The following is a 22,776-nucleotide window of genomic DNA, read 5'->3' on the forward strand; positions in this document are numbered from 1 at the left end:
CATCTGTGCTGCGGGCCGAGGGAGCCTGCCGCTCGCGGGCGAAAGCCGTGGTGAATTCCCTTTCCGATCATCCGTGACGCCATTTCACGTTGGCATGCGGCCTGACGGCAATCGCGAGCCCCGACTTCAAGACGCCGCATGCGACGACCTCGAAAGGTTCAGCAGATGACCGGCATGCCCCACACCCCGACCGCCACCGACTACAAGGCCCAGGCCAGGCGCCTGCGCGCCGGACTGGCCGATACGGGACACGACCTCACCCATAGCGCCGCCCTGGAGCTGGTCGCGCGCCAGCACGGCGTGCGCGACTGGAACACGCTGAATGCGCTGGCCGCACGCGGCCGCTCCGTCGCCGATCTCACCATCGGCTCGACGGTGGCCGGCCGCTATCTCAGCCACGACTTCACCGGCGAACTCGTCGCGCTGCACGCTCTGTCCAAGAGCGGGCGCTACCGGGCGTCGATCCAGTTCGACACGCCGGTGGACGTCGTCGCCTTCGACAGTTTCTCGGCGTTCCGGCGCCGGGTGACCGTCACCGTGGATGCGACCGGCGCGACGGCCGAGAAGACCTCGGACGGCCGGCCGCATCTGCAACTCGCGCTCTAGGCGCGGCCAAAACTCCGTGCCGGGCGCCCGTCCCGGCACGGATGCCGATCCGGACGCTTCGCCGCAGCCGCGGAACGGCCTTGTCACGGGCCCCTTTTCCTTGCCGACCCCTGCAAGTGGAGAAGCCCGATGACCACAGACCTCGAACAGCGTACCCGCGAGCGAATCCGGATCGAGCCGGCCGCCGGCTCCGTGGTGGTGAATTTCCACGGCGCCATCCTCGCCTCCACCAATGAGGCGCTGGTGCTGCACGAGACCGGCTACGATCCGGTCTATTACATCCCGAAGGACCGGGTGGAGATGGCCTATCTGCGCGAGAGCGACCGGCGCACGACCTGCCCGTTCAAGGGCGAGGCCCGCTACTGGTCGATCACCGCCGAGGCGCAGGCCGCCGACGACGCGGTCTGGGCCTATGACACGCCCCATGCCGGCGTCGGCGAGATCGCCGGCCATGTCGCCTTCGATCCGAAGAAGGTGACCGTCGCGGCCGATTGACCGGCCGGACCCTCCGTGCTGCGCGGCCCCCCCCACCGGCCCCGCCCGTCAGCGGTCGCTGTGGCCGAGGTCGCGGGCCGGGTCGAGCCGGTCGCGCACCCGCTGCTTCAGGACCTTGGCCTCGGGAAAGCCGCCATCGGCCTTGCGCTCCCAGATCGTCTCGCCCTCATAGCGGATCTCGAAGACCCCGCCGGTGCCCGGCACCAGCGCCACCTCGCCGAGATCCGGGCCGAAGGTCGACAGCAGCTCCTGCGCCATCCAGGCCGCCCGCAGCAGCCACTGGCACTGGGTGCAATAGGTGATCGCGATCCTCGGGGCCGCCACGTCGTCGCTCATTGCCTGTACTCCTGAAGCCTGCCGCGCTACCTCGGACATCGGAACGGCACTCCGGCCGATCCGCGCGACGCGCCCTCCCGGACCCAACGATCGGCCGCAATGCTGCAATCCGCCCGTCCTGCACATGGCTGGCACCGCCGCCGGCTCAAGACCCGGATCGCCCGTGCCCGGGTCCGCCTGCGCCGGCTCTATCACGGTCATACCCGAAACGCCCTTCGCTTCCAGATGGCGGTGCTGTCGGTGGACATGGCGATCATCGCCTTTTTCGTCTTCAGCCCGATCCTGCGCGAGAATCCATCCTTCCTCTTCGTCGATTATTCGGTCGCCGCGATTCTCGCCGCCGACGTCTCGGCGCGGTGCTTTGCCGCCCGCAACCCGCTCAAATGGCTGCGCCAGCCCTTCGTACTCCTGGATCTGGTGATCCTGGCGACGCTGCTGTTTCCCTACACGCTGATCAATTTCGGCTTCCTGCGGATCGTCCGGCTGTGGTCGATCTCCCAGAGCGGCGTCCTGTGGCGTCCCCTGCGGCGCTGGGGCCACCGGGACTGGGAGCAGCTCGCCCGGGCGATGGTCAATCTGATCACCTTCCTCTTCCTGGCGACGGGCTTCGTCTACACGACCTTCTTTCGGAAAGGCTCGGGCCTCGAGGGCTATCTCGACGCCCTCTATTTCACCGTCGCCTCGGTGACGACGACGGGCTACGGCGACATCACCCTGCCGGGCAGCTGGGGCAAGCTGACCTCGGTGGTCATCATGATCATCGGCATCTCGCTCTTCGTGCGCCTGGCGCAGGCGATCTTCCGGCCGCACAAGGTGGATTACCCCTGCCCCAATTGCGGCCTGCAGCGTCACGACCCCGACGCCGTCCACTGCAAGGCCTGCGGCCAGCTCCTGAAGATCCCCGACCCCGGCGACTGACCGGACTGCTGCCGCGAGCAGCCGTCTCCGGACGACGCCGCGACGGGCACCGCGCGCCAGGCGGCTGCATCGCCGCGCTTGCACGCTACAAATATCCTTGTAATATTGCAGCATGGATGAAGACAGAGCCGTCGCGGCGCTTGCCGCCCTCGCCCATGCCGACCGCCTCGCCGCGTTCCGCGCCCTCGTGCAGGCCGGCCCCGAGGGACTGCCGTCCGGCGTGATCGCGGAGCGTCTCGGCGCGGCCCCCACCCGGATGAGCTTTCACCTCGCCGCCCTCGAGCGCGGCGGGCTGATCGGCTCGCGGCGGGACGGACGGCGCATCCTCTATTCCGTCCGCTACGACGAGATGCGCGGCCTGCTGGGCTTCCTCACCGAGGATTGCTGCGGCGGCCGGCCCGAGCTCTGCGGCGATCTTGCCGCGCTGGTGCCCGCCTGCGGGACAGAGGAGGCCTGCCGATGACCCGGTCCGATCCGTTCAACGTGCTGTTCCTGTGTACGGGCAATTCCGCCCGCTCGATCCTCGCCGAAGCCATCCTGCGCAAGGAGGGCGGCGGGCGCTTCAACGCCTTTTCGGCGGGCAGCTTCCCCAGGCCCGACGTCCACCCGATGAGCCTCGAGCTCCTGGCCGAGCACGGCTATCCGACCGAGGGGCTGCGGTCGAAGACCTGGGACGAGTTCGCCGAGCCGGGCGCGCCGAAGATGGATTTCGTCTTCACCGTCTGCGACGACGCGGCCGGGGAATCCTGCCCGGCCTGGCCGGGCCAGCCGATGACCGGGCATTGGGGCATCGAGGATCCGGCGGCGGAAACACGCGGCGGAATGTGGCAGCGCGCTGCCTTTCTGCGTGCGCTGCATTACATGCGCAATCGCATCGCCGTCTTCACGGCATTGCCGATTGAAACGCTCGAGCGCAGCAGCCTGACCGCCGAGATCCGTGCCATTGGCCGGTTGGAGGGGACGACGGCGACCGCTCCCCAGCCAGCAGAGGCCCCATGACCGTCACGATCTATCACAATCCCGACTGCGGCACCTCGCGCAACACCCTCGCCATGATCCGCCAGTCCGGTGAGGAGCCGCAGGTCATCGAATATCTGAGGAATCCGCCCAGCCGCGAGACGCTGATCGAGCTCCTCGACATGATGAAAATGAAGCCGCGCGACCTGCTGCGCGAAAAGGGCACGCCCTATGCCGAGCTCGGGCTCGACGATCCGAAGCTGTCGGACGAGGAGATCCTCGCCGCGATGATGCAACACCCGATCCTGATCAACCGGCCGATCGTGGTGACCGACAAGGGCGCCCGACTGTGCCGTCCGTCGGAGACCGTTCTGGAGATCCTGCCGGATCCCGAGATCGGCCTGTTCACCAAGGAGGACGGCGAAGTGGTGATCGAAGGAAGCGAACACTACCATGACGGATGAGCCTGCAACGCCCTTCGACCTGCCGAACATCGCCGCCGACCAGCTGGAACGGCCCGATGTCGCGGCGCTGGCCGGGCCGGACGGTCCGGCCCACGCGCCGCGGATCCTTGTTCTCTACGGCTCGATCCGCGAGCGCTCCTATTCGCGCCTTGTCTCCGAGGAATCGGGCCGGCTGCTGCGCTGGTTCGGCTGCGAGGTGAAGACCTTCGATCCGCGCGACCTGCCGCTGCCCGACGGTGCCGAGCCCTCCCATCCGAAGGTGAAGGAGCTGCGCGATCTCGCCATGTGGGCCGAGGGCATGGTCTGGGTCAGCCCGGAGCGCCACGGCGCGATGACGGCGATCATGAAGGCGCAGATCGATTGGCTGCCGCTGTCGCTCGGCGGCGTGCGGCCGACCCAGGGCAAGACGCTGGCGGTCATGCAGGTATCGGGCGGCTCGCAATCCTTCAACGCGGTCAACCAGATGCGCATTCTCGGCCGCTGGATGCGCATGGTCACTATCCCCAACCAGTCGTCGGTGGCCAAGGCCTTCAACGAATTCGACGAGGCCGGGCGGATGAAGCCGTCCGCCTATTACAACCGCATCGTCGATGTGTGCGAGGAACTGGTGAAGTTCACCCATCTCGTGCGCGGCCGGTCGGACTATCTGACCGATCGCTATTCCGAACGCGTGGAGAGCGCGGAAGCCGTCTCCCTCAGGGTCAACCAGCGCTCGATCTGAGCTTTCTCCCTCCCCGTCCCGGACATTGCCATGCTCGCCTTCGCGATCTTCCTCGCCACCCTTGTCCTCGTCATCTGGCAACCGAAGGGCCTCGGCATCGGCTGGAGCGCGCTCGGCGGCGCAGCGGTCGCGCTGGCTGTCGGGGTGGTCGATTTCACCGATCTCGGCGTCGTCTGGGACATCGTCTGGGATGCGACCTTCACCTTTGTCGGGCTGATCGTCATCTCGCTGATCCTCGACGAGGCGGGGTTCTTTCATTGGGCCGCGCTGCACGTGGCGCGCTGGGGCGGCGGCAACGGCCGGCGGCTGTTCCCGCTTGTCGTGCTGCTCGGCGCGGTCATCGCCGCCTTCTTCGCCAATGACGGCGCGGCGCTGCTTCTGACGCCGATCGTGCTGGCGATCCTGGTGCGACTCGACTTCCGCCCCGAGGCCGCACTGGCCTTCATCGTCGCCACCGGCTTCGTCGCCGACACGACCAGCCTGCCGCTGGTCATCTCCAACCTCGTGAACATCGTCTCGGCGAATTATTTCGACATCAGCTTCAACCGCTACGCGCTGGTCATGGTGCCGGTCGACCTCGTCGCGCTGGCGGCGACGCTGGCGGTACTGTGGGTCTATTACGGCCGTGCGATCCCGGCGGCCTATCCGGTGGAGGAGCTGGAAGCGCCGCGCTCGGCGATCCGCGACCCGCTGGTGTTCCGCGCCGCCTTCCCGCTGCTCGGCCTCCTGCTGATCGCCTATTTCGTCACCGGCCCCTTCGACGTGCCGATCGCCTTCGTCACCGGTGCCGCGGCCTTGCTGCTGCTGGCCATCGCCGGCCGCTGGATCGGCAAGGGCGCGGCAGTGGTGCCGATCGGCCGGGTCCTGCGCAATGCGCCCTGGCAGATCGTCCTGTTCTCGGTGGGCATGTATCTGGTGGTCTACGGCCTCGGCAATGCCGGCCTGACGGATCTGGCCGCCGGCCTCCTGGTCTGGCTCGGCCAGCAGGGCAATCTCGTGGCGACCGTCGGCAGCGGCTTTGCCGCCGCCATCCTCGCCTCGGTGATGAACAACATGCCGGCGACGCTGGTCGGGGCGCTGGCCATCGACCGGGCGGACGTCGCGCCGCTGACCCAGGAGCTGATGATCTACGCCAATGTGATCGGCAACGATCTCGGCCCGAAATTCACCCCGATCGGCAGCCTCGCCACGCTGCTCTGGCTGCATGTCCTGGCCACCAAGGGACATCGCATCACCTGGGGCAAGTACATGAAGGTCGGGCTGGTCATCACGCCGCCAGTGCTTCTGGCGACGCTTCTCGCGCTGGTCGTCTGGCTGCCGCTGGTGAACGGCAGCTAGGCCGGATCAGACCGCCGGCCAGCGATGGTGGAAGGCACCGTCACGGTCGAGCCGGTGGAAGGTGTGGGCCCCGAACAGGTCGCGCTGCGCCTGGGTCAGATTGGTGGTGCCCTGCGCCCGGCGATAATCGTCGAAATAGGCGAGCGCCGCCGACAGCGCCGGCACCGGGATGCCGGCCATGGACGCCTTGGCGACGACCTTGCGCAGCGCCGTCTGCCCCGCCTCGACCCGGCCGATGAAGGCCGGCGACTGCAACAGGTTGACCACGCCGCCGGTCTCGTAGGCGCCGGCGATGTCGTCGAGGAACTGCGAGCGGATGATGCAGCCGGCGCGCCAGATCTCGGCGATGGTGCCGAGCGGCAGGTTCCAGCCGAACTCCTCCGAGGCCGAGGCCATGGTGGCATAGCCCTGGGCGTAGGCGATGATCTTGGCCGTCTCCAGCGCCTGCTCCAGCTCGGCGATGCCGGCGGCCTCGCCGGAGAAGTCCGCCGCCTCGGTGGCGATGCCGGCATAGAGGCGGCTCGCCTCGGCCCGCTCAGAGCGGCGCGAGGAGACGCCGCGCGCCGAGACCGCGGCCTCGATGGTGGTGGCGCCGACGCCGAGCTTCTGCGCCTCGATGACCGCCCAGCGGCCGGTGCCCTTCTGGCCGGCCTCGTCGACGATCAGGTCGACCAGCGGCTTGCCCGTCTCCGGGTCCTTCTCGGCGAGATTCACCGCGGTGATCTCGATCAGGTAGGAGGACAGGCCGCCCTTGTTCCACTCGGCGAAGATCGACGCCATGGCGTCCGCCTGCATTCCCATGCCGTCGCGCATGATGCCGTAGATCTCGGCGATCATCTGCATGTCGGCATATTCGATGCCGTTGTGGATGGTCTTGACGAAATGGCCGGCGCCGTCCGGGCCGAGCCAGGCGACGCAGGGCGCGCCTTCGTATTTCGCCGCGATCTTCGTCAGGATCGGCTCGAGCTGCGGATAGGTGTCCCTGGCGCCGCCGACCATGATCGAGGGGCCGTGGCGCGCACCGAGCTCGCCGCCCGACACGCCCATGCCGACGAAGTTGAGGCCGGTGCCCTCCACTTCCCTGGAGCGGCGGACCGTGTCGTTGAAATCGGCATTGCCGGCGTCGATCATCACGTCGCCGGGCGACAGCAGCGGCGCCACCTCGGCCATCTCGTCATCGACGATCTTGCCGGCCGGGACCATGAACAGCACCAGCCGCGGGCTCTTCAGCGAGGCGACGAATTCCTTCAGCGTCGAGGCCGGCACGACATTGTCGCCGATGCCCGGATTGTCGTCGCGCAGGGCAAAGCCCTTCTCGACGGTGCGGTTGAAGACCGCCACCCTGAAGCCCTTCTCGGCGATGTTGAGCGCGAGATTGGCGCCCATCGTCCCGAGACCATAGACCCCGATATCGGCCGGCCGATCAACCATCTGACTTCTCCTGTCTTCCCCCGCCCCGGGCGATGCGCCACGCCGGACGGTCCGTCGAATTGCGTTCCGCGGCGTTCGCCGCGCGTGTCAGCTCTTCAGCCGCCAGCCGGTGCGGAAGATCCAGCCGATGACCAGCAGGCTGGCCACCAGAAAGACCAGCGTCATGGCCAGGCTCACCCCGATCGACACGTCCGACGTGCCGTAGAAGGCCCAGCGAAAGCCGCTGATCAGATAGACGACCGGATTGACCAGGCTGACGTCCTGCCAGAACTCCGGCAGCATCTTGATGGAATAGAAGCTGCCTCCCAGAAAGGCCAGTGGGGTGATGATCAGGAGCGGCACGAGCTGCAATTTCTCGAAGCCGTCGGCCCAGATGCCGATGATGAAGCCGAACAGCGAGAAGGTGATCGCCGTCAGGACGAGGAAGGAGAGCATCCAGATCGGATGCTCGATCCGCAGATCGACGAAGAACCAGGCGGTGGCGAGGATGATCAGGCCGAGCATGGCCGATTTGGTGGCTGCCGCGCCGACATAGCCGAGCACGATCTCGAAGGCCGAGATCGGCGCCGACAGGATCTCGTAGATCGTGCCGACGAATTTCGGGAAATAGATGCCGAAGGCGGCATTGGTCAGGCTCTGCTGCAACAGCGACAGCATGATCAGGCCCGGCACGATGAAGGCGCCGTAGGAGACGCCGTCGATCTCCTCGATGCGCGAGCCGATGGCCGCGCCGAAGACGACGAAATAAAGCGAGGTCGAGATGACCGGCGAGATCACGCTCTGCATGATGGTCCGCCAGGTGCGGGCCATCTCGAACTTGTAGATTGCGCGGACCGCAGCGAAATTCATGCCTCGTCCCTCACCAGGTTCACGAAGATTTCCTCCAGCGTGGACTGTTTGGTCGACAGGTCGCGGAAGCGGATGCCGGCGTCCGACAGGCGGCTCATCAGCGTGGCGATGCCGGTGCGCTCGGCCGTGGTGTCGTAGCTGTAGGTCAGGCTCTCGCCGTCCGGCGCCAGGGTGATGTCGTAGTCGTCGAGCCCGTCCGGCAGGCGCTGGATCGGCTCCTGCAGATGCAGGGTCAGTTCCTTGTGGCCGAGCTTGCGCATCAGCTCGGCCTTGTCCTCGACCAGGATCAGCTCGCCGCGCGAGATGACGCCGATGCGGTCGGCCATCATCTCGGCTTCCTCGATATAGTGGGTGGTCAGGATGATGGTGACGCCGGATTCGCGCAGCTTGCGCACGACTTCCCACATCTCGCGGCGCAGACCGACATCGACGCCGGCCGTCGGCTCGTCGAGGAACAGCACCTCCGGTTCGTGCGACAGCGCCTTGGCGATCAGGACGCGGCGCTTCATGCCGCCCGACAGGGTCATGATCTTGCTGTCGCGCTTGTCCCAAAGCGACAGGTCGCGCAGCACCTTCTCGATATGGGCCGGGTTGCGCTTCTTGCCGAACAGCCCGCGCGAGAAGGAGACGGTCGCCCAGACGCTCTCGAAGGCGTCGGTGGTCAGCTCCTGGGGAACGAGGCCGATCATCGAGCGGGCGGCGCGGAAGTCGCGGTCGATGTCGTGGCCGCCGACCGAGATCGAGCCCTCGGTCAGGCCGGCAATGCCGCAGATGATCGAAATCAGCGTCGTCTTGCCGGCGCCGTTGGGGCCGAGCAGCGCGAAGATCTCGCCCTTGTCGATGGACAGGTCGATGTTCTTCAGCGCCTGGAAGCCGCCCGCATAGGTCTTCGAGACGTTCTGGACGGAGAGGATCGGTGCCATGGAGAGATGCTACCGCTGCAGGAGACGGCCGGAGCGAGCGAATGTCGCCGGGCATTTCACCCGACATAGCCGTTCGGCCAGCTTTGGCCAGAGGCAGTCGGACGGACGGATCGTCAACCGGCATACCCGCAGACGAGAACGCCCGCAAACGGCGGGGCAGCGGGAAGCTGGCGCGTCGTTTGCGGGCGGTGAATCCGGCCCGTCGCGCGCAGGCCATGCCTGCGCCGGGCAGATCGAGGCGGGAGAAGCCTCCCGCGCCCTGTCAGAAGGGGTAGCTGCGTGCCGAGAAACGGCCCTGGTCGACCTCGCGGAGACGGCGCTCCAGGTCGGACATGGACACGGACTGGTCCAGATAGGCCCGAACCCGCTCCTGCTCGCGGTTGCGGCGGAAGGCGCCGCGGATCTTGTCGGTGATGTTCATGATCGGTCTCCTTTCCGCCTCTAGATGGAAGCTTTGCCGCAATGCAGCAATGCCGCGCGATGCAAGGCAGCCATGCCGTGGCGGCACGGCGGCGGAAAGGATTCGTTAACGATCCCCGGCCCGCAAACCCGACAGGCCGGGATGCGGGTCAGGCGGCTTCCTCGGAAATCGCGACGATCTCGGCGTCGGCCGTGCCGGCGCGCACGACGTCGCCGACGGTCCGGCCGATCAGGCTGCGCGCCAGCGGCGACAGATAGGAGATCAGCCCGGCGGACGGATCGGCCTCGTCGATTCCGACAATGGTGAATTGCTGGGTGCGGCCGTCCTCGCGCTCGATCGACACGACGCTCCCGAACTGGGCGGTGCCGCCGGTGTCGCGCGGCCGGATCAGCTCGGCGGTGGCGCGGCGGGCATTCCAGTAGCGCAGGTCGCGGTTGATGTTGGCGATGGCGATCTTGTCGTCGGCCTGCCGCGCCACCTCCTTGCGCTCGTTCAGCGCGGCGACCTCGGCATCGATCAGCGCCAGCCCGCGCGGCGTGACCAGATTGGGCTCAGTGCCCAGATCGCGATCCGGCAGCACCTCGACCTGGTCGTCATTGGGTTCCTTGACGAAAGCGACACTCATCGGACGACATCCTGTTGTTGTACAAAGGATGTAGGGCCGCCGACGACGCGCTCAACCGGCTCGGACAAGGCGGGCGCATCCGACACTCCACTCCTGTTGGTGGTCAAAAGGTCGTCAGGAGCCGCCTCAGGGTGTCCCCCGCCATGACGACAAGGCTCGCTCCACAGACGAGATGCAGCCCACGCCACATCATCGCCGACAGGTGCTGTCGCGTGATCGCGATCATCCCTGCAGCGAAGAAGCACCAGAGGATCGACGACAGCATGAAGCCAGCGATGAAGACAGCAAAGTGGTGCCATTCGGGCCTGTCCCCGGAGATGGTGGCGATGACGCCGCCAAGGGCAGCCCAGTAGGCGATGTTCAGGGGGTTGCTGATCGACAGGGCGACCCCCGCGGAGAGGGCCTGCCGATCGACGCGCATGACAGGAGCCGGTGCGAGATCGGGCATCTGCGAGACAGCATCCCGAAAGCTCTCGTAGGCCAGGTACAACAGCAGGGCGATGCCTGCGACCGAAAGCGGTATCTGGACATGGGGGATGAGGACGAGCGTTGCGGTGCCCATAAGCCCCAGGACCACCCATAAGGCATCGCCCACGAGCGACCCGACTTGTACGGCCAGAGCGGGGGAAAACCCTCCGTGCAGACCCCGGCGAATGCTCTCGCTCAGGATCGCCCCCGGCGCTGCGTTGAAGATCAGTCCCAGAAGAAATGCTGATACGAACAGTATGGTCATGGCTCCCCTCTCGTGCAGCCATGAGAGAGGAACGCAGCGCGCCCATATAGAACGCTATTTCATGGAACGCCGGTAGGCAGCCGGGGTCGTCGCGAACATCTTCCGAAACTCCCTGGTGAAGTGCGATTGGTCAGCAAATCCATGCGCATAGGAGATCTCGGCAAGCGATTCCTCGCCGAGAAGTGCTCGCCGGGCGGTGTGCAACCGGTGCACGCGCCCCCACTGGAAGGGGGGCATTCCGTGGACTTTCTTGAACATTCTCAACAGCTGGACAGGGGGCAGACCATGCGCTTGGGCCAGATCATCGATGCTGGGAATGGATGCCGATCCTTCGGTGATTTCCTCGGCAACCCGCCGAACGATGGTTTGGCATGCGCTGGACTGCCCGACGCCACGCATATCGGCTGCATGACGGAACAGGCCGCTCGTGATCAGGATGATGAATTCCTCGATCTCGCGTGCATCGACGTCGCCGACGAGAGCCTCAAGAACCCCGTCTCTCAGGTTGCTTGCGAAGAGCGCGTTTTGCAAGACGCTCTGGGTGAAGTTGAGGTCCCCGCTACTGCCGAACATGTCACTGACGTAAGATGGTTCGATGTAAAGACTGACGAACGACCAGTCGGGCCCCGCAGCATGTGAGGTCTGAACCTCTCCGGGGTTGTAGAGGGTGACATCGGTCAGGCCGGCCTCCGCCTGCTTGCCGGAGATCCAAATCTTCTCGAAGCCGCTCGTATTGACCCCGATGACATATTCTTCGTGGAAATGTTTCGGGAAGACGTGACCCGGACAGTTGAGATGCGCGAGCTCCACACGGTTTCGACGCCAGAAACGAGTAGAAATCGTCACAAACCAGCTTTGCCCCGCGTGAGAGATGGCAATTTGGGATGATCGATCATCTCTGAACAAAGCCGGGAGCGCAACTATACCGCGCCTGTCGCGCAGAGAAATTAGCGCGCGTTGAGCGTTGATGAATCTCGGGGCCGGTCGACGCCCGGAATGTCGCCGCGCGGACCGGGGGCACTGTCATGCCCCCGGTCCTGTGCCCGCTTTCAAAAAGGCTTTCTGGCGCCTCAATAATAACAACTGCTTATTCGGAGCAAGGCAAGGAATTACGCTATCTCTACAAGGACTTCGGCTTCTGGGTATCGCCCGATTGAAGCACTAAGAGTGACTGGGCGTCTCGGCCCAAACGCGTCTGCTCTTTGACATAGCCTGAGAGGCACCGTGCCGCGAGTTCCACTGCCGCCGCTACCGCGGCGTCGGCCCGGTGCCATATCCGCCTAGGGGAATGTCAGATTGCACTTCGCCTTCCTCGCAGAAACGAACGCTCCACGCCTCCTTGCTGCCTGCCCATCTGACGGCTTCGACGAATGCTTCCGAGTGACCGGCGTCGCGAAGCTTCTGCAGCCTGTTTTCCAGAATGGTTCCCGGTCGCCACCACCCACCCGTGCCGACCGTGAAGCCGTCGTCGATATTCATGACCGTTATCGGAGCATCGATCCGCCAGAACGACAAAAGATCTGCGTCCTCCTGAGTGAGATGCTGCCATGAGATTTTGAGGCGTTCCTGGCTCATATCGTTCTCCCTGATACAGGGTCAGGCTATGGGCGAAGTACGCAAGGGACACGGCTGGCCGAGAGCCAACCTCCCGCCGGGTGCCCGGCGAGAGGTCATGGCGAGGGCATTCCGACGTCCTCATCCTTCGCTCGCGCCGTTGCAGCCAGCGCTTCGGTTCCTGCTCGAACATCGCCGGCGTCGGCGCTCTCGATCGATTTGCCGAGAAAGCGATCGCCTGTCTTGGCGAATGGCAACCTCAGTTCGAATTCGAGCGAGCAAGCATTCGTGACACCATCCGCGGCCACGGAACCAAGCGGCATTAGGTAGCAGAAACCACCAGATATGGTTGGCTTTTCCGGGTACGAATCTGAGAGGATTGCGGGAGTTCGTTCAATGGGTTTCGAGGAAGATCTGAAAGCTCGCCGGGTGGGCATCGAGGCGGAAATCGAGAAACTCCGCGCGAGGGTTGCGACCCTATAGAGCGTACTCTTGTCGTTGGACGGGGTCATCGCCTTCTACGACCCGACGGCCGCGGCCCCGACTCCGAAACCAAAGCGGACGGCACTGCCGCTCCCGCCACAGCTTCAGCGGATTAATGAGACCTGTGCGGTGTTCGACGCTGCACGACCAATCCCTTCGCCCTTAAATGACGGACGCGATCGGCTGGAGACGCATAAGGCTTTGTGTAGCGCCGCAATCGGGATCCAGAAACGAATAAGGGCCGCCCTTTTCCACCTCCTTGCGGAAGTGTGGCGACCCATGACACTGATGAATATTCGGTCCAACGCTACTAGAGTCAAGGGTGCCTTCGTGGCGCGGAAAATGCCTGTCCATCCTCCCTCTAGCAGTCAGGGCCTCCGGCTTGGAAGACTAACTTCTGAAGGCACCCGTCGCTCTGTGCCCGTCCCCGCTTCGAGCCATTTCCGGTCATGCATGTGACCGTTATTGCATGACGTTTTATAGTCGGCCGTGGTTTTTGCTACCTAATGCCGGAACCAAGGGCGCCTGCAATCGAGCAAATCAGGTCGTCCAGATGTGCGCGAGCAAATCGGTTTGGCGGCTTGCTCCCTTCGTCAAAGAAAGCGTCCAACACGCCGAGTCGATCCGAAACGGCAAGTTCCCCAATCCTGATCCTAAGGCGCACGCAGCGCAGCTCGAGCGGCAGGGACGCTCCGGGCGCGTGCGTCTCGGACCGCCTCGACGTCTGCCCTCGCGATGCCCTCTCTGCGGATCCTGTCAGCGGTGGTCCTGATTCCGAACGCATAGATCAGCGCGCCCATGGCTCTCCTCTCGACACCGCAGATCTGGGCCGCATGTACCATGTTCACTCGAAGACTTTGTTTTGGCTGCTTCCGGAACAGCGTCTCGTTCGGCCCGAAGGGATAGGCTTCCAGCGCGTGGGCCTCGAACACGTCCTTGAGGATTTCCCGGCCGGTGTGGCTGTCGCGGTTGGAGCGGTCGTCGTAGAGGCGCGAGTAGAACCGACCGTAGATACCCTTGAAGCCTCGCGCGGCTTGCGGCCTTCCATGCAGGAGTTCCAAGAGTCGAGCGTGGATCCTGCCGGGCCATTCCCCCGCCAATTCGAGGCCCTTGGATCTGAATCTTGCCGCGTCTCCAGGCGACATTGAGCGTATGTCCGTAGGCTCGGTTCCGTTCGCCAGTTCACCCAGCCACGAAAGCAGCGCCGACGCCTCTCCAAGTGGCAGGCCATCCAGGATGGGGTGAGTAAGTTCGGGCATCGCCCCGAGCCTACCCAATACGTAGCGGTCCGCCTCTACGTCGGAGGCGGGAACCGGCGCGGAGTCGATCCCCTCGCACGCCTTCCAGAACGGCAGCGGTTCCGCCCCGTCCTGTTGGGTATGTACCCTAGCCAGCGCGCAGAGGTGAATTGGGCACGTTTGCACATCCCGCAAGCACCACCATGCACGGACGTAGGGGCGGAAGGCGCGAGGGCCGGAACCGTAACGCAAATCCGAACCAATGCAGCGCGGACATGCCCTCGCCGCCGGCGCGCTGAATCCTCCGTCCCAATCAAACGGGTAGCGCAGCACTTGCCCGCGCAAACAGATTTCGTTCTTCCCTACGGGGACCGGTGACCACTCGGCGAGACCTTCGGCCGGCAAACCCGAGACGAGGGAGAGGTCGGCCGTCCCGAAACCGCGAACCTGCGCTTCGAAGTCCAAACCGAAGGCTACCCCGAACTCGCGCGGCTCATGATACCCGTTGCGTTCCCCGAGCCTCCGCATAAGCCACGATGCAGGCTCCCCAGGTCGCTCCCTGACGCGTAACGGCGCTCTCCTGACCTGCGACATGCTCATCCTCCCGTCTACCTTGGGTAGCGTGATGAGGTGAACGCGAGGTTGCCGGATTGGAAGTGGCACTGAAGCGGTTGTTGAAAGATGCCGCCGGACGGGCGCGTCGACACTAGTTCAGAGCCCGCGGCACGGGGTGTCTCGCAAGGGAACGCCTGAGAATGGCGGAGCGTCAACCCCGAATCACTGTTGACTATTTCCGGGCATCATGTTTTATTTTTATCAAGTACAGACAGCGGAAATGAACATCTTCCTGGCGATCGGCGAAGTCCGACCGCAATCGATGAATCGCGTGTATCTCGTAGGATTTGTCACCGATGCCCCGACCGCTCGCCCCCCACAGGTTTCGCATCGCCTACACCGCTGACGCCATCGGCGGAAAGCGCGCGCTCCCTCACTGCCGCGGGCCAGGCTGAAACCCTTCCCGGGCGCTTTCTTCGGCCGTCTAACCTCAGTCCAAACCTACGGCAGACGGCTTAAAGCGGGAAATGGTCCCGCTGTGGCCGGATCGCCCCGCGTCTCTGCCTGGCCGACGGTTGCCAGTCCTTCCGACCACCGGACCAGACGACCCGCACCCTACTCCGGCGGCTGGAGACGCTTGTCCGAAACGCTTCGACGGAACGAGAGGAAACAACGTGAACACAACGAACGACAATGGTTTCGGCCATCTTCCCGCACGACGGATGCTCGACGGGCGACACCGCCGGTCCTGCACTGGATCCGTTCCGACGCCGAAGGGGGGCGGCTTGGTACCGTTCGAAAGCCTCCTCGAGGGCGACTTGATATTGAGGGCGGCATCGGATCCCGACGTGGTCGCGGTCCGCGCGCAGCCGGAGACCTTCCGCTGGCTCGACGGCGTATCGGGGCGCAGGCGGCGTTACACGCCCGACCTGCTCGTCACCCTGCGGGACGGATCGAAGGTGTACAGGGAGGTCAAGCCGTACGCCCTCTTGGTAAGGGATCCGGAACTTAGGGGGCGGCGTCGACGGATCGAGGCTGAGTGCCTCGCGCGCGGCGCCAAGTTCGAAATCTGGACCGAGTACGAGATCCGAGAGACTCCGGACAGGCCCGCCCTTTTGCGGGCCGCTACGCTCGAGGAGGCACGGCGGCACGCGGTGGCTCTCGCCGAGCCGTTCGCCGCCGGGGGCGCTCAACTCACTATGGCCCCAGCGTACGTTCGCGAACTCGCGTCTCTGATATCGTTGGCCGATATCCGCCGCGTCGACGAGGGCTGGATCGGGCGCTCTGGACTCACCGGCATTCTGACGGCGCTTTTCTGCGACCTCGTGACTTGTCCCAGAACGCGGATGGTTGTTTGGGCGAGACGCCCGGAGGTCGACCTCCCATAGGATTCGCCGACCTCACGAAACGGGGCGTTTATCCTGTCGGAAGACCGCTGGAAGGATTCGCCGCGCCCTAACGATCCGGTAGGCCGGAACGAGCGATCGTGCCGTGCGCGGCGACCGGACTGCGCCGGGAGACGGAGACTCATGATGCACGAGACACCCACGAACGCAGGGCCACGACCGGATGTGACGGAACGATTTGGCTTCGGATTCTTGGCGAAATGCTGCGTGTTCCGTCAGCCCGGCGCCGCTTCGGAAGCGAGCTGACTCCATGGCCCCGTTCCGATTCAAGGCCACGCGCCTCAACTGGCAGGTAGGCGACAGCATCAGGCTGGTGCGCGCTGACGACAGCGCCAAGCTCTACGAACTCGTCGGGCGGAAACCCGGCGGATACAACTTCAAGGCCAAGGACGGCGAGGAGCGCTTCCTCTCCGACGACGAGATATCGCTTCGGCGTGCGCGAGGGAACGGCGAGCTCGAGCACTACCCGGTCACCGAGAAGGGCATCTCCCTTGAATTGCACCGGAACCTGACGCGCGCCTTCTCGATCCACCCGCCGGCGATTCAGCTCGTGGCGGAGATCAAGGCGGCCTACTGCCGGCGCGTCAACGAGCTGCTGGAGAAAGAAGTCCATATCGACGAGTGCTTCCGGCGCGCGGCGGCGGAAGTGCATGCCGAAAGCGAAGAGGAATGGCGAAAGGAATTCCTGCGGCTCAAGAGCATGAAGGAGGCGCTGGCACGCCAGCGCGCGCTTCTGCCGGACGGAATGCGGAAGGAAAGCAACGTCGGCGAGAGCTACGCCAAACCAGTGAAGCCTTCGACGGTCGAGACATGGTACCGCCTGTGGGTCCACTGCGACGAGGACATCCGCGCACTCGTGCCGCTGTTCGAGAACCGGGGCGACCACCGTCCCAAGAAGCTCGTCCTCTATGCGACGATGATGCACCACATCGAGGAGTTCTATTTCAAGCCGGAGCAGGCCACGCTGGCCGCGGTCTACAGGAACATGTGCGACGACAAGGACTTCAAGAAGCTGAAGGAAACCATCAGCTACACCGCTTTCAACAACTTCCTGAAGCGGACCTACTCCAGTTTCCTGATCGCCGCGAAGCGTCAGGGCCTTACTCGGGCGAAGTTGCGTCACGACGTGTACCAGCGCCTGCGTCACGACACGAAGGCTATGGAAGAGATCGAGGTGGATCACTGCCTGATCGACGTGATCGTGGTTGACGAAAGGTCCGGGCGCATCCTCGGACGTCCGTGGCTCACGGTGGCGATCTGCCGCGGCACGCGGATGGTGGTTGGCTGCCACCTCTCGTTCGAGGTGCCAAGTTGGGCGTCGCTCCAGAGATGCCTGGCCCACGCCTTCTGGCCCAAGAACCTCGAGGGTCTCGGTCTGAACAATCCATGGCCTTGCGAAGGCATTCCGAAGAAGGTGATCACGGACAACGGTAAGGAATTCAAGTCTCGCAGCATGCGGCAAGCGGAGCTCGCGTTGGGATTCACGGTGGTCAACCTCCCCGGCCGCTCCCCTTGGCTGAAGGGCATCGTGGAACGGTTCTTCGGCACGATGCAAATGCAGGTGCTCAGCTTCGTCGAGGGCAAGACCTTCGGCGACACCAAAAAGCGCGACGACTACAACTCGACCAAAAAGGCCCGCATCAAGCTTTCAGAATTGAAGTCAAAGCTTCTAAGGTGGATAGTGGACGACTACCACGTCAGGTTCCACGAGGGCCTGCGCGGGTTCCCCATCCACGAGTGGCAGAAGCGGATGCCGGAAGACGGCATCGACGCCGTGCCTAGGTTCGAGAGCATCCGTGAGTTCCTCGGTGCGGCGCACCTGAAGCCGATCGGGAAAAAAGGGGTTGCTCTCTACGGGCATTACTATTTTCACCCTGACCTCAAGCAGATCCGAAGGGACAGGGGGCCGAAGCAAAGGTACGAGATCCGGAGCGATCCTTACGACATCGGCGCGATCGAGCTCCTTACGCCCGACGGTCAGTGGCTTCGCGTATGGAGCGACAGGCCAGAGCTGACTGTCGGCGTCAGCATGCACCAAAGCGAGGTGCACGACAGGCTGGCGAAGAAGCTCGCTCCGAAGGGCGAGGCCGTCACCGATGCGTACCGTTTGGAGGCCCTCGAGCGGGCTCAGGCGGAAAGCGCAGAAATCATGGACGACGGCAAGGGAAAGACCACCGTCCGGAATGTGGCCCGCTACCATCACGACAACGGGGTCTTCATGACTCCGGTCTCGGGTCAGTCCGGAGGAAGGGCCGCCAACGACGACGCTCCTGTGGTGCCCGGAGCGATTGGAGAGGCCGTTGCGGAGGAAGTCGCCGCTACGACGGACTGTAAACCCGAGGCCGTCGTGCGGGCGGCCAACGAACGCGGGGCAAAGGCCACGAAGGCCGCCTCGGACGAAACCGTCAGTGCCGAAGAATTTGCCGCCTACCAAGCACAACGGAAGGCAGCCATGAGGAGGGCTAGTTGATGGACACGCATATTTCCGATGTTCCACACCGCAACCCCGCGGAGACCGTTGCCGACTTCGAGAGCAGGATCACCGAGCACGAGCAACTCGTAGAGGCGACTACCGCGATCTCGCGATTGCGCACCCGTTACAGGGGGCCGGGCCAGCGAAAGCTGGCGGCTCGCGCGCTCCTCGTCGTCGGTGCGCCCGGATCGGGCAAGAGCACGATCCTCGAGAGCTACATGGACAAGCACGGCCAGGTGGAAGAGACGCCCGATGGGGACATTCGCCGCGTGATCGCCCTCGAGATGCCCCACAGCCCGGGCCGCAAGCAGGTCGTGGCGGCAATCCTCCGTGCCCTAGGCTACCCGGCGAGGGATGACTGGGACACGAACATGATCCTTGACCGGATCAGCACCCAGTTGCGGGAGCAGCGCGTCGAACTCCTGCTCATCGACGAGGCGCACCACATCGTCGAGAACCGCAAGGAGGAAGCCGAGGAGGACGTCTCCGAGTTCCTCAAGTCGCTCCTGAACCGCTCCGGCACCCAGCTTGTCCTGTTCGGTCTTCCCATGCTGCTCGGCCTCAAGGAATACCCGCAGCTCGACCGACGCTTGGAGGCCTCTGTCGTCATCGAGCCCTACAGTTGGGACACCCTTGAGGGCCGCGGCGAGTTCACGATGGTTGTCGACCTGATGGAAGAGGCAATGGACCTGCCCGAGCCGTCAGGTCTCTCCGAGCACCGCGTTGCGGTTCGCCTCTACTGCGTGACGGGCGGACATGTCGGTCTCGTGTCGAAGTATCTCAGCGAGGCGTTCCGGCGCGCGCTGGAGTCCGGCCTGCGGGAGATCGACCTGACGCTTCTCGGGCAGATCCACTCCGACTTCACGCGCCGTTACAAGACGCAGGAGTTGAGCGACGACTTCAACGCCGCCCCGAAGAGGGCGAAGCGCGAGATGGATTCCGCGAAGAACCCTTTTCTGGTGGACGACAAGAAGCTCCTTCCGCTCTGGAAGGCGATGAAGGCCAAGCGCGACAAGATGGTCACCATGGCCAACCGTCGCCATGCCCGGGCCACGCGAATGGTGGGCACGGGAGCGGAACCCTCGGCCTTCTGATGCGCCCCGTCTGGTGCCCCCCACTGAGATTGTACCCGAATGCGGGAGAGGACGCGCGGTCCTATCTCGTGCGGTGGGGCGTGCGGAACGGAGAGTGGAACTCCGCAAGGTTCGCGGTGAACGTCGGCGTTTCGATCGACGGCCTGCGGACTGGACGCCAGGTCGGGGTCATGGAAAGTGCGGCTAGGCTTCCCGAAGGCACATTGGCCGCTTGGTCGCCCAAGACCGACACGCGTTCGCGCACCATCAAGATCGGCGCGGAGGTCGTCCGCATGCAAGATTGGAGCGCGTCCGCCCGGCGTTGGTGCCCTGCCTGTTTCGCTTTGGACCGAAATCCCACCGTTGCGTTGGGCCGCGCGGAAGGCGACGGGATGCCCTGGCACCGCGCGGTCTGGAACTTGGCGGCGCTCGAACAGTGTCCCGAGCACGGGACGACGCTCCGGTCCTGCTGCCCGTCATGCGGTTCGGCGCAGGAATGGGACCATGCTCCGCTCGACACCTGCGCATGCGGAACGCGGCTGCAATCGGAAAACTTTTCCGTTGGGGACCCGGACGGGATATCGACGTTCGTCGCCAACCGAGTCCGAGGCGCAAACGCGAACGGCCCAGCGCTTCTCGATGGCCTGTCGCTCGACCGCTGCCTGCCGTTGCTCGAGCGCATCGGGCTTTCGGCGTTGGGCAAACCAGGCGCTCGATGGGCATCTGTAAGGGCGAGCGGTGTGGCACGATGTACGGCTCGGGGATACGAGATCGCATCGTCGTGGCCAAGCCAATTCATCGAAGTCCTTGACGGGATCGTGGCCGCGCGCAGCGTGGAGGCGATTTCCCACGGTGGCATGACCCTCACGTACGGGTGGGTGCATGAGCATTGGATCAGCCCGATGCCGTCGGACGATGCCGGCAGGATGCTCAAGGCCGCCCTCCTCGACCACGCGACGGCGCACGGCATCGTGTCCGAACACGAAATGCTTTTGGGTCGCGAAGCCTCAACGTCGTCGTTGACGCTATCGCAGGCGGCGAGCGAGCTAGGGATGGGTCATGCGCGCGCCCGGAGGCTGCTTGTCCGCCGTGAAGCCCTTCCGGCCGGCAGACGCCGAAGTGTCGGAATGACGATCGACCGACGCGAGGTCGAACGACTGCGTCAGGAGCGTGCCCGCCGCATCGACGCCCGCACCGCTCGGGGTCGCCTCGGTCTCGGAAAGATCCCGTTCCGCGGCCTTGTGGAGCTCGGTTTGCTCGTGCCTGCGGACGACGGGCATGGCAACGAACGATTTGAGGGCAGCGACGTCGAGCGGCTGCTGGAAAGGATCAGGGGCAGTGCCCCGATCACGGACACCGTCGCCGAGGGCTGCATGGCGTTGCCGGAAGCGTCCCGGAAGTTCGGCGTATCCATAGCGGAGTTGGTCCGTCGCATCGCAACGTCGGAGCTGTGCGTCCACGGCTCGGTCCACGGGGGCGGAGCTCTCTCCGCCGTGTTCGTTCAAGCGTCCGATCTCATCGGCCCCGCGTGTGACGGCAAGAACGTGCTCACGCTCCAAGAGGCCTCTGCCAAACTCTCGATACATCCGGAGGTCGTTCTCCATGTCGCAAGGACCGGGATGCTTGCGGGTTCAAGGGAGGGACGCGCCTGGAGTTTCAGCGCGGTAGCTGTCGACGCCTTTGATGCGGCGCACGTCTCCAATTCACGAATGGCAGCGTCGGTGGCCGCCTCCCCCCGCTCGACCATCGCCCGGCTGGCGGGAATGGGCATCCGCCCAGTCGTCGGGCCGCCGACATGCCGCCAAGCGATCTTCGTGAGGAGTGCGGCCGAGCAAGCCCTTGGCATTTCCTGCTGCCCTTAAGCGGTATCGATGCAATTCTCAGGCGGATATCCAAACATCACGAGCTACTTCGAAATGCTTTCGCGACCCCGTGGTTCTTTGGCTAATTTGCAACCTTGTGGGTTGACGAGGCGTTGCAGCGGCACTCGTGGTCTTCTGCAGGTCCCTGCGCTCTCCGCGACATCATCCGAAAAAGGAGGACTACCCATGAACAAGCTTCTGATGACGACTGCCGCCACACTGGTCGCAATGGGTTCGACCGCGTTCGCGCAGAACATGATCGACACCACCGACGTGAAGGCCGAGGGCAACACTGCGACTTTTGCCAAGGTGTCTTCTGACAACGGCGGCTATTTGGTCCTGCACGAGGTCAAGGACGGCGCGCCTGTAGTACCCGGCTCGATCGGCCACGTTGCCATACCGGCTGGCGAGAGCATGAATGTCTCAGTCGAGGCCGAGATGGATCTCGCCGGCGACACCGAGTACATGGCCATGCTGCACGACGAGACCAACGGCAACGACACCTATGATTTCGGCGAAGGCTCGACCGATGTCGACACGCCGACCATGACGGATGGCAAGCCGGTAGTAATGCCGTTCACGGCAATGGCGTCGATGGATAGCTCGGCTGGTGCGTCTGCGACGACAGACATGGGCGCGGCGGGCGCCGGTGCTGCGATGGACTCGAAGGCTTCGGGCTCCACCACCGCGACCAGCGGAGAGCCCGGCGCCAATAGCGACGAGGTCACAACGCCATCGGGTGGCGTGGTCCCCGGCCAGACCCCAAACTAATAGCTCGATCTCAATTGGTAATCACAAGCCGTCTCGCTTCATGCGAGACGGCTTGTGATCTATATCTGCAGCTTAGCAGGGTCGGTTATGTGGTAAGATGCTTGCAGCTTCTCACATAAGTTCATCATCGCATCCGACCGGTCACGCAGCTTGACCTGAATGGACGATCTGTCGGACGTAATATTCCGCGAATGTGCACGCAGGTGTGTAGGTGAGAGGATTCGACGCTGCTGCCATTGTGGCCCACTGTGCCCGACAAGCGACCGGCGATAAGGCTGCTACGGGAATATCGCCGGGATCACACTGCTTTGAGGTGCCTTGCGACTGAGCTGTCAAGGCGCGAGGTAACTCGCTCCGCTCAGTGGGTTGACTAAGCTCCCCCATCCGACCTAGCCAACCTCATCCAAGGTTCAGCGAGCTTGCAGAGGGTGCCTCCGCAAATCAACCGAAATGAACATGTCAGCATTGACCTGAGACCCTGAACTTCCTCCAGATTTGGGTAGAGTCCGTCGATCACGGAGACGGACGATGCGACCATCACGGT

24 protein-coding genes and 1 pseudogene are annotated in these 22,776 nt (G+C 64.4%); 13 read left to right on the forward strand and 12 right to left on the reverse strand.

What is annotated here, in order from left to right:
- Positions 1–174: 174 nt before the first annotated feature.
- Positions 175–606, forward strand: coding sequence for a glyoxalase superfamily protein (locus N7I30_RS04810; protein WP_498637061.1), 432 nt, complete (start codon positions 175–177; stop codon positions 604–606).
- 129 nt (positions 607–735) lie between these two features.
- Positions 736–1,101 (forward strand): DUF427 domain-containing protein, encoded by a 366-nt coding sequence (locus tag N7I30_RS04815; RefSeq protein ID WP_498637063.1) that lies wholly within the window; start codon positions 736–738, stop codon positions 1,099–1,101.
- 48 nt (positions 1,102–1,149) lie between these two features.
- Here the strand turns inward: N7I30_RS04815 and N7I30_RS04820 are convergent, their stop codons facing one another.
- Complete coding sequence (locus N7I30_RS04820; RefSeq protein WP_228239499.1) at positions 1,150–1,437, reverse strand: Rdx family protein; 288 nt, start codon at positions 1,435–1,437, stop codon at positions 1,150–1,152.
- A 99-nt stretch (positions 1,438–1,536) separates the two neighbouring features.
- Here N7I30_RS04820 and N7I30_RS04825 point away from each other — a divergent pair, with 99 nt between their 5' ends.
- The 6 genes from N7I30_RS04825 to N7I30_RS04850 all read left to right on the forward strand — a co-directional run bounded on the left by N7I30_RS04825 (position 1,537) and on the right by N7I30_RS04850 (position 5,835).
- Complete coding sequence (locus tag N7I30_RS04825; RefSeq protein WP_188076121.1) at positions 1,537–2,355, forward strand: potassium channel family protein; 819 nt, start codon at positions 1,537–1,539, stop codon at positions 2,353–2,355.
- Between the two features lie 112 nt (positions 2,356–2,467).
- Positions 2,468–2,818, forward strand: coding sequence for an ArsR/SmtB family transcription factor (locus N7I30_RS04830; RefSeq protein WP_228239500.1), 351 nt, complete (start codon positions 2,468–2,470; stop codon positions 2,816–2,818).
- Complete coding sequence (locus tag N7I30_RS04835) at positions 2,815–3,354, forward strand: arsenate reductase ArsC (RefSeq protein WP_228239501.1); 540 nt, start codon at positions 2,815–2,817, stop codon at positions 3,352–3,354. Before N7I30_RS04830 ends, N7I30_RS04835 begins: the two co-directional genes overlap by 4 nt.
- Positions 3,351–3,776, forward strand: a complete 426-nt coding sequence (arsC, locus tag N7I30_RS04840) for an arsenate reductase (glutaredoxin) (protein ID WP_187389881.1) — start codon at positions 3,351–3,353, stop codon at positions 3,774–3,776. The genes N7I30_RS04835 and arsC overlap by 4 nt, the downstream gene beginning before the upstream one ends.
- The gene (arsH, locus tag N7I30_RS04845) at positions 3,766–4,497 is read left to right on the forward strand and encodes an arsenical resistance protein ArsH (protein WP_187389882.1); all 732 of its coding nucleotides are present in this window, start codon (positions 3,766–3,768) and stop codon (positions 4,495–4,497) included. The genes arsC and arsH overlap by 11 nt, the downstream gene beginning before the upstream one ends.
- A gap of 30 nt (positions 4,498–4,527) precedes the next feature.
- Complete coding sequence (locus N7I30_RS04850; RefSeq protein WP_498637067.1) at positions 4,528–5,835, forward strand: arsenic transporter; 1,308 nt, start codon at positions 4,528–4,530, stop codon at positions 5,833–5,835.
- A gap of 6 nt (positions 5,836–5,841) precedes the next feature.
- On the opposite strand, the gene gnd is transcribed toward N7I30_RS04850, so the two are convergent.
- The 11 genes and pseudogenes from gnd to N7I30_RS04905 all read right to left on the reverse strand — a co-directional run.
- Positions 5,842–7,266, reverse strand: coding sequence for an NADP-dependent phosphogluconate dehydrogenase (gnd, locus tag N7I30_RS04855; protein WP_498637069.1), 1,425 nt, complete (start codon positions 7,264–7,266; stop codon positions 5,842–5,844).
- Positions 7,267–7,353: 87 nt separating this feature from the next.
- Complete coding sequence (locus tag N7I30_RS04860) at positions 7,354–8,115, reverse strand: ABC transporter permease (RefSeq protein WP_024349560.1); 762 nt, start codon at positions 8,113–8,115, stop codon at positions 7,354–7,356.
- Complete coding sequence (locus tag N7I30_RS04865; protein ID WP_009210988.1) at positions 8,112–9,038, reverse strand: ABC transporter ATP-binding protein; 927 nt, start codon at positions 9,036–9,038, stop codon at positions 8,112–8,114. The genes N7I30_RS04860 and N7I30_RS04865 overlap by 4 nt, the downstream gene beginning before the upstream one ends.
- Before the next feature lie 262 nt (positions 9,039–9,300).
- Positions 9,301–9,459: a DUF3563 family protein gene (locus tag N7I30_RS04870; RefSeq protein ID WP_081651831.1), complete on the reverse strand. Its 159-nt coding sequence runs from the start codon at positions 9,457–9,459 to the stop codon at positions 9,301–9,303.
- Between the two features lie 148 nt (positions 9,460–9,607).
- Positions 9,608–10,084, reverse strand: coding sequence for a GreA/GreB family elongation factor (locus tag N7I30_RS04875; RefSeq protein ID WP_498637072.1), 477 nt, complete (start codon positions 10,082–10,084; stop codon positions 9,608–9,610).
- 103 nt (positions 10,085–10,187) lie between these two features.
- On the reverse strand, positions 10,188–10,817 hold the full coding sequence (locus N7I30_RS04880) for a LysE family transporter (RefSeq protein ID WP_498637074.1): 630 nt from the start codon (positions 10,815–10,817) through the stop codon (positions 10,188–10,190).
- A 54-nt stretch (positions 10,818–10,871) separates the two neighbouring features.
- Positions 10,872–11,663: an AraC family transcriptional regulator gene (locus tag N7I30_RS04885; protein ID WP_498637076.1), complete on the reverse strand. Its 792-nt coding sequence runs from the start codon at positions 11,661–11,663 to the stop codon at positions 10,872–10,874.
- Between the two features lie 402 nt (positions 11,664–12,065).
- Entirely contained in the window at positions 12,066–12,392 is a 327-nt protein-coding gene (locus tag N7I30_RS04890) for a hypothetical protein (protein WP_230789760.1), read from the reverse strand.
- Positions 12,393–12,487: 95 nt separating this feature from the next.
- Entirely contained in the window at positions 12,488–12,883 is a 396-nt protein-coding gene (locus N7I30_RS04895) for a hypothetical protein (protein WP_230789762.1), read from the reverse strand.
- Positions 12,884–13,507: 624 nt separating this feature from the next.
- Entirely contained in the window at positions 13,508–14,113 is a 606-nt protein-coding gene (locus N7I30_RS04900; RefSeq protein WP_230789764.1) for a hypothetical protein, read from the reverse strand.
- A 144-nt stretch (positions 14,114–14,257) separates the two neighbouring features.
- A pseudogene (locus N7I30_RS04905) lies at positions 14,258–14,692 on the reverse strand (TniQ family protein); the annotation flags it as partial.
- A 740-nt stretch (positions 14,693–15,432) separates the two neighbouring features.
- On the opposite strand from N7I30_RS04905, the gene N7I30_RS04910 reads away from it, so the two are divergent.
- From N7I30_RS04910 to N7I30_RS04930, 5 genes are all read left to right on the forward strand, one after another.
- Entirely contained in the window at positions 15,433–16,035 is a 603-nt protein-coding gene (locus N7I30_RS04910) for a TnsA endonuclease N-terminal domain-containing protein (RefSeq protein ID WP_475365195.1), read from the forward strand.
- 268 nt (positions 16,036–16,303) lie between these two features.
- Positions 16,304–18,523, forward strand: coding sequence for a TnsB C-terminal domain-containing protein (locus N7I30_RS04915; RefSeq protein WP_230789767.1), 2,220 nt, complete (start codon positions 16,304–16,306; stop codon positions 18,521–18,523).
- Positions 18,523–19,620: a TniB family NTP-binding protein gene (locus N7I30_RS04920; RefSeq protein WP_230789770.1), complete on the forward strand. Its 1,098-nt coding sequence runs from the start codon at positions 18,523–18,525 to the stop codon at positions 19,618–19,620. The genes N7I30_RS04915 and N7I30_RS04920 overlap by 1 nt, the downstream gene beginning before the upstream one ends.
- Positions 19,620–21,461, forward strand: a complete 1,842-nt coding sequence (locus tag N7I30_RS04925; protein WP_230789772.1) for a TniQ family protein — start codon at positions 19,620–19,622, stop codon at positions 21,459–21,461. The genes N7I30_RS04920 and N7I30_RS04925 overlap by 1 nt, the downstream gene beginning before the upstream one ends.
- Before the next feature lie 186 nt (positions 21,462–21,647).
- Positions 21,648–22,232, forward strand: coding sequence for a DUF7282 domain-containing protein (locus N7I30_RS04930; protein WP_230789774.1), 585 nt, complete (start codon positions 21,648–21,650; stop codon positions 22,230–22,232).
- Positions 22,233–22,776: the final 544 nt, after the last annotated feature.

This window comes from Aurantimonas litoralis, assembly GCF_026153195.1.
GTDB lineage: Bacteria > Pseudomonadota > Alphaproteobacteria > Rhizobiales > Rhizobiaceae > Aurantimonas > Aurantimonas coralicida.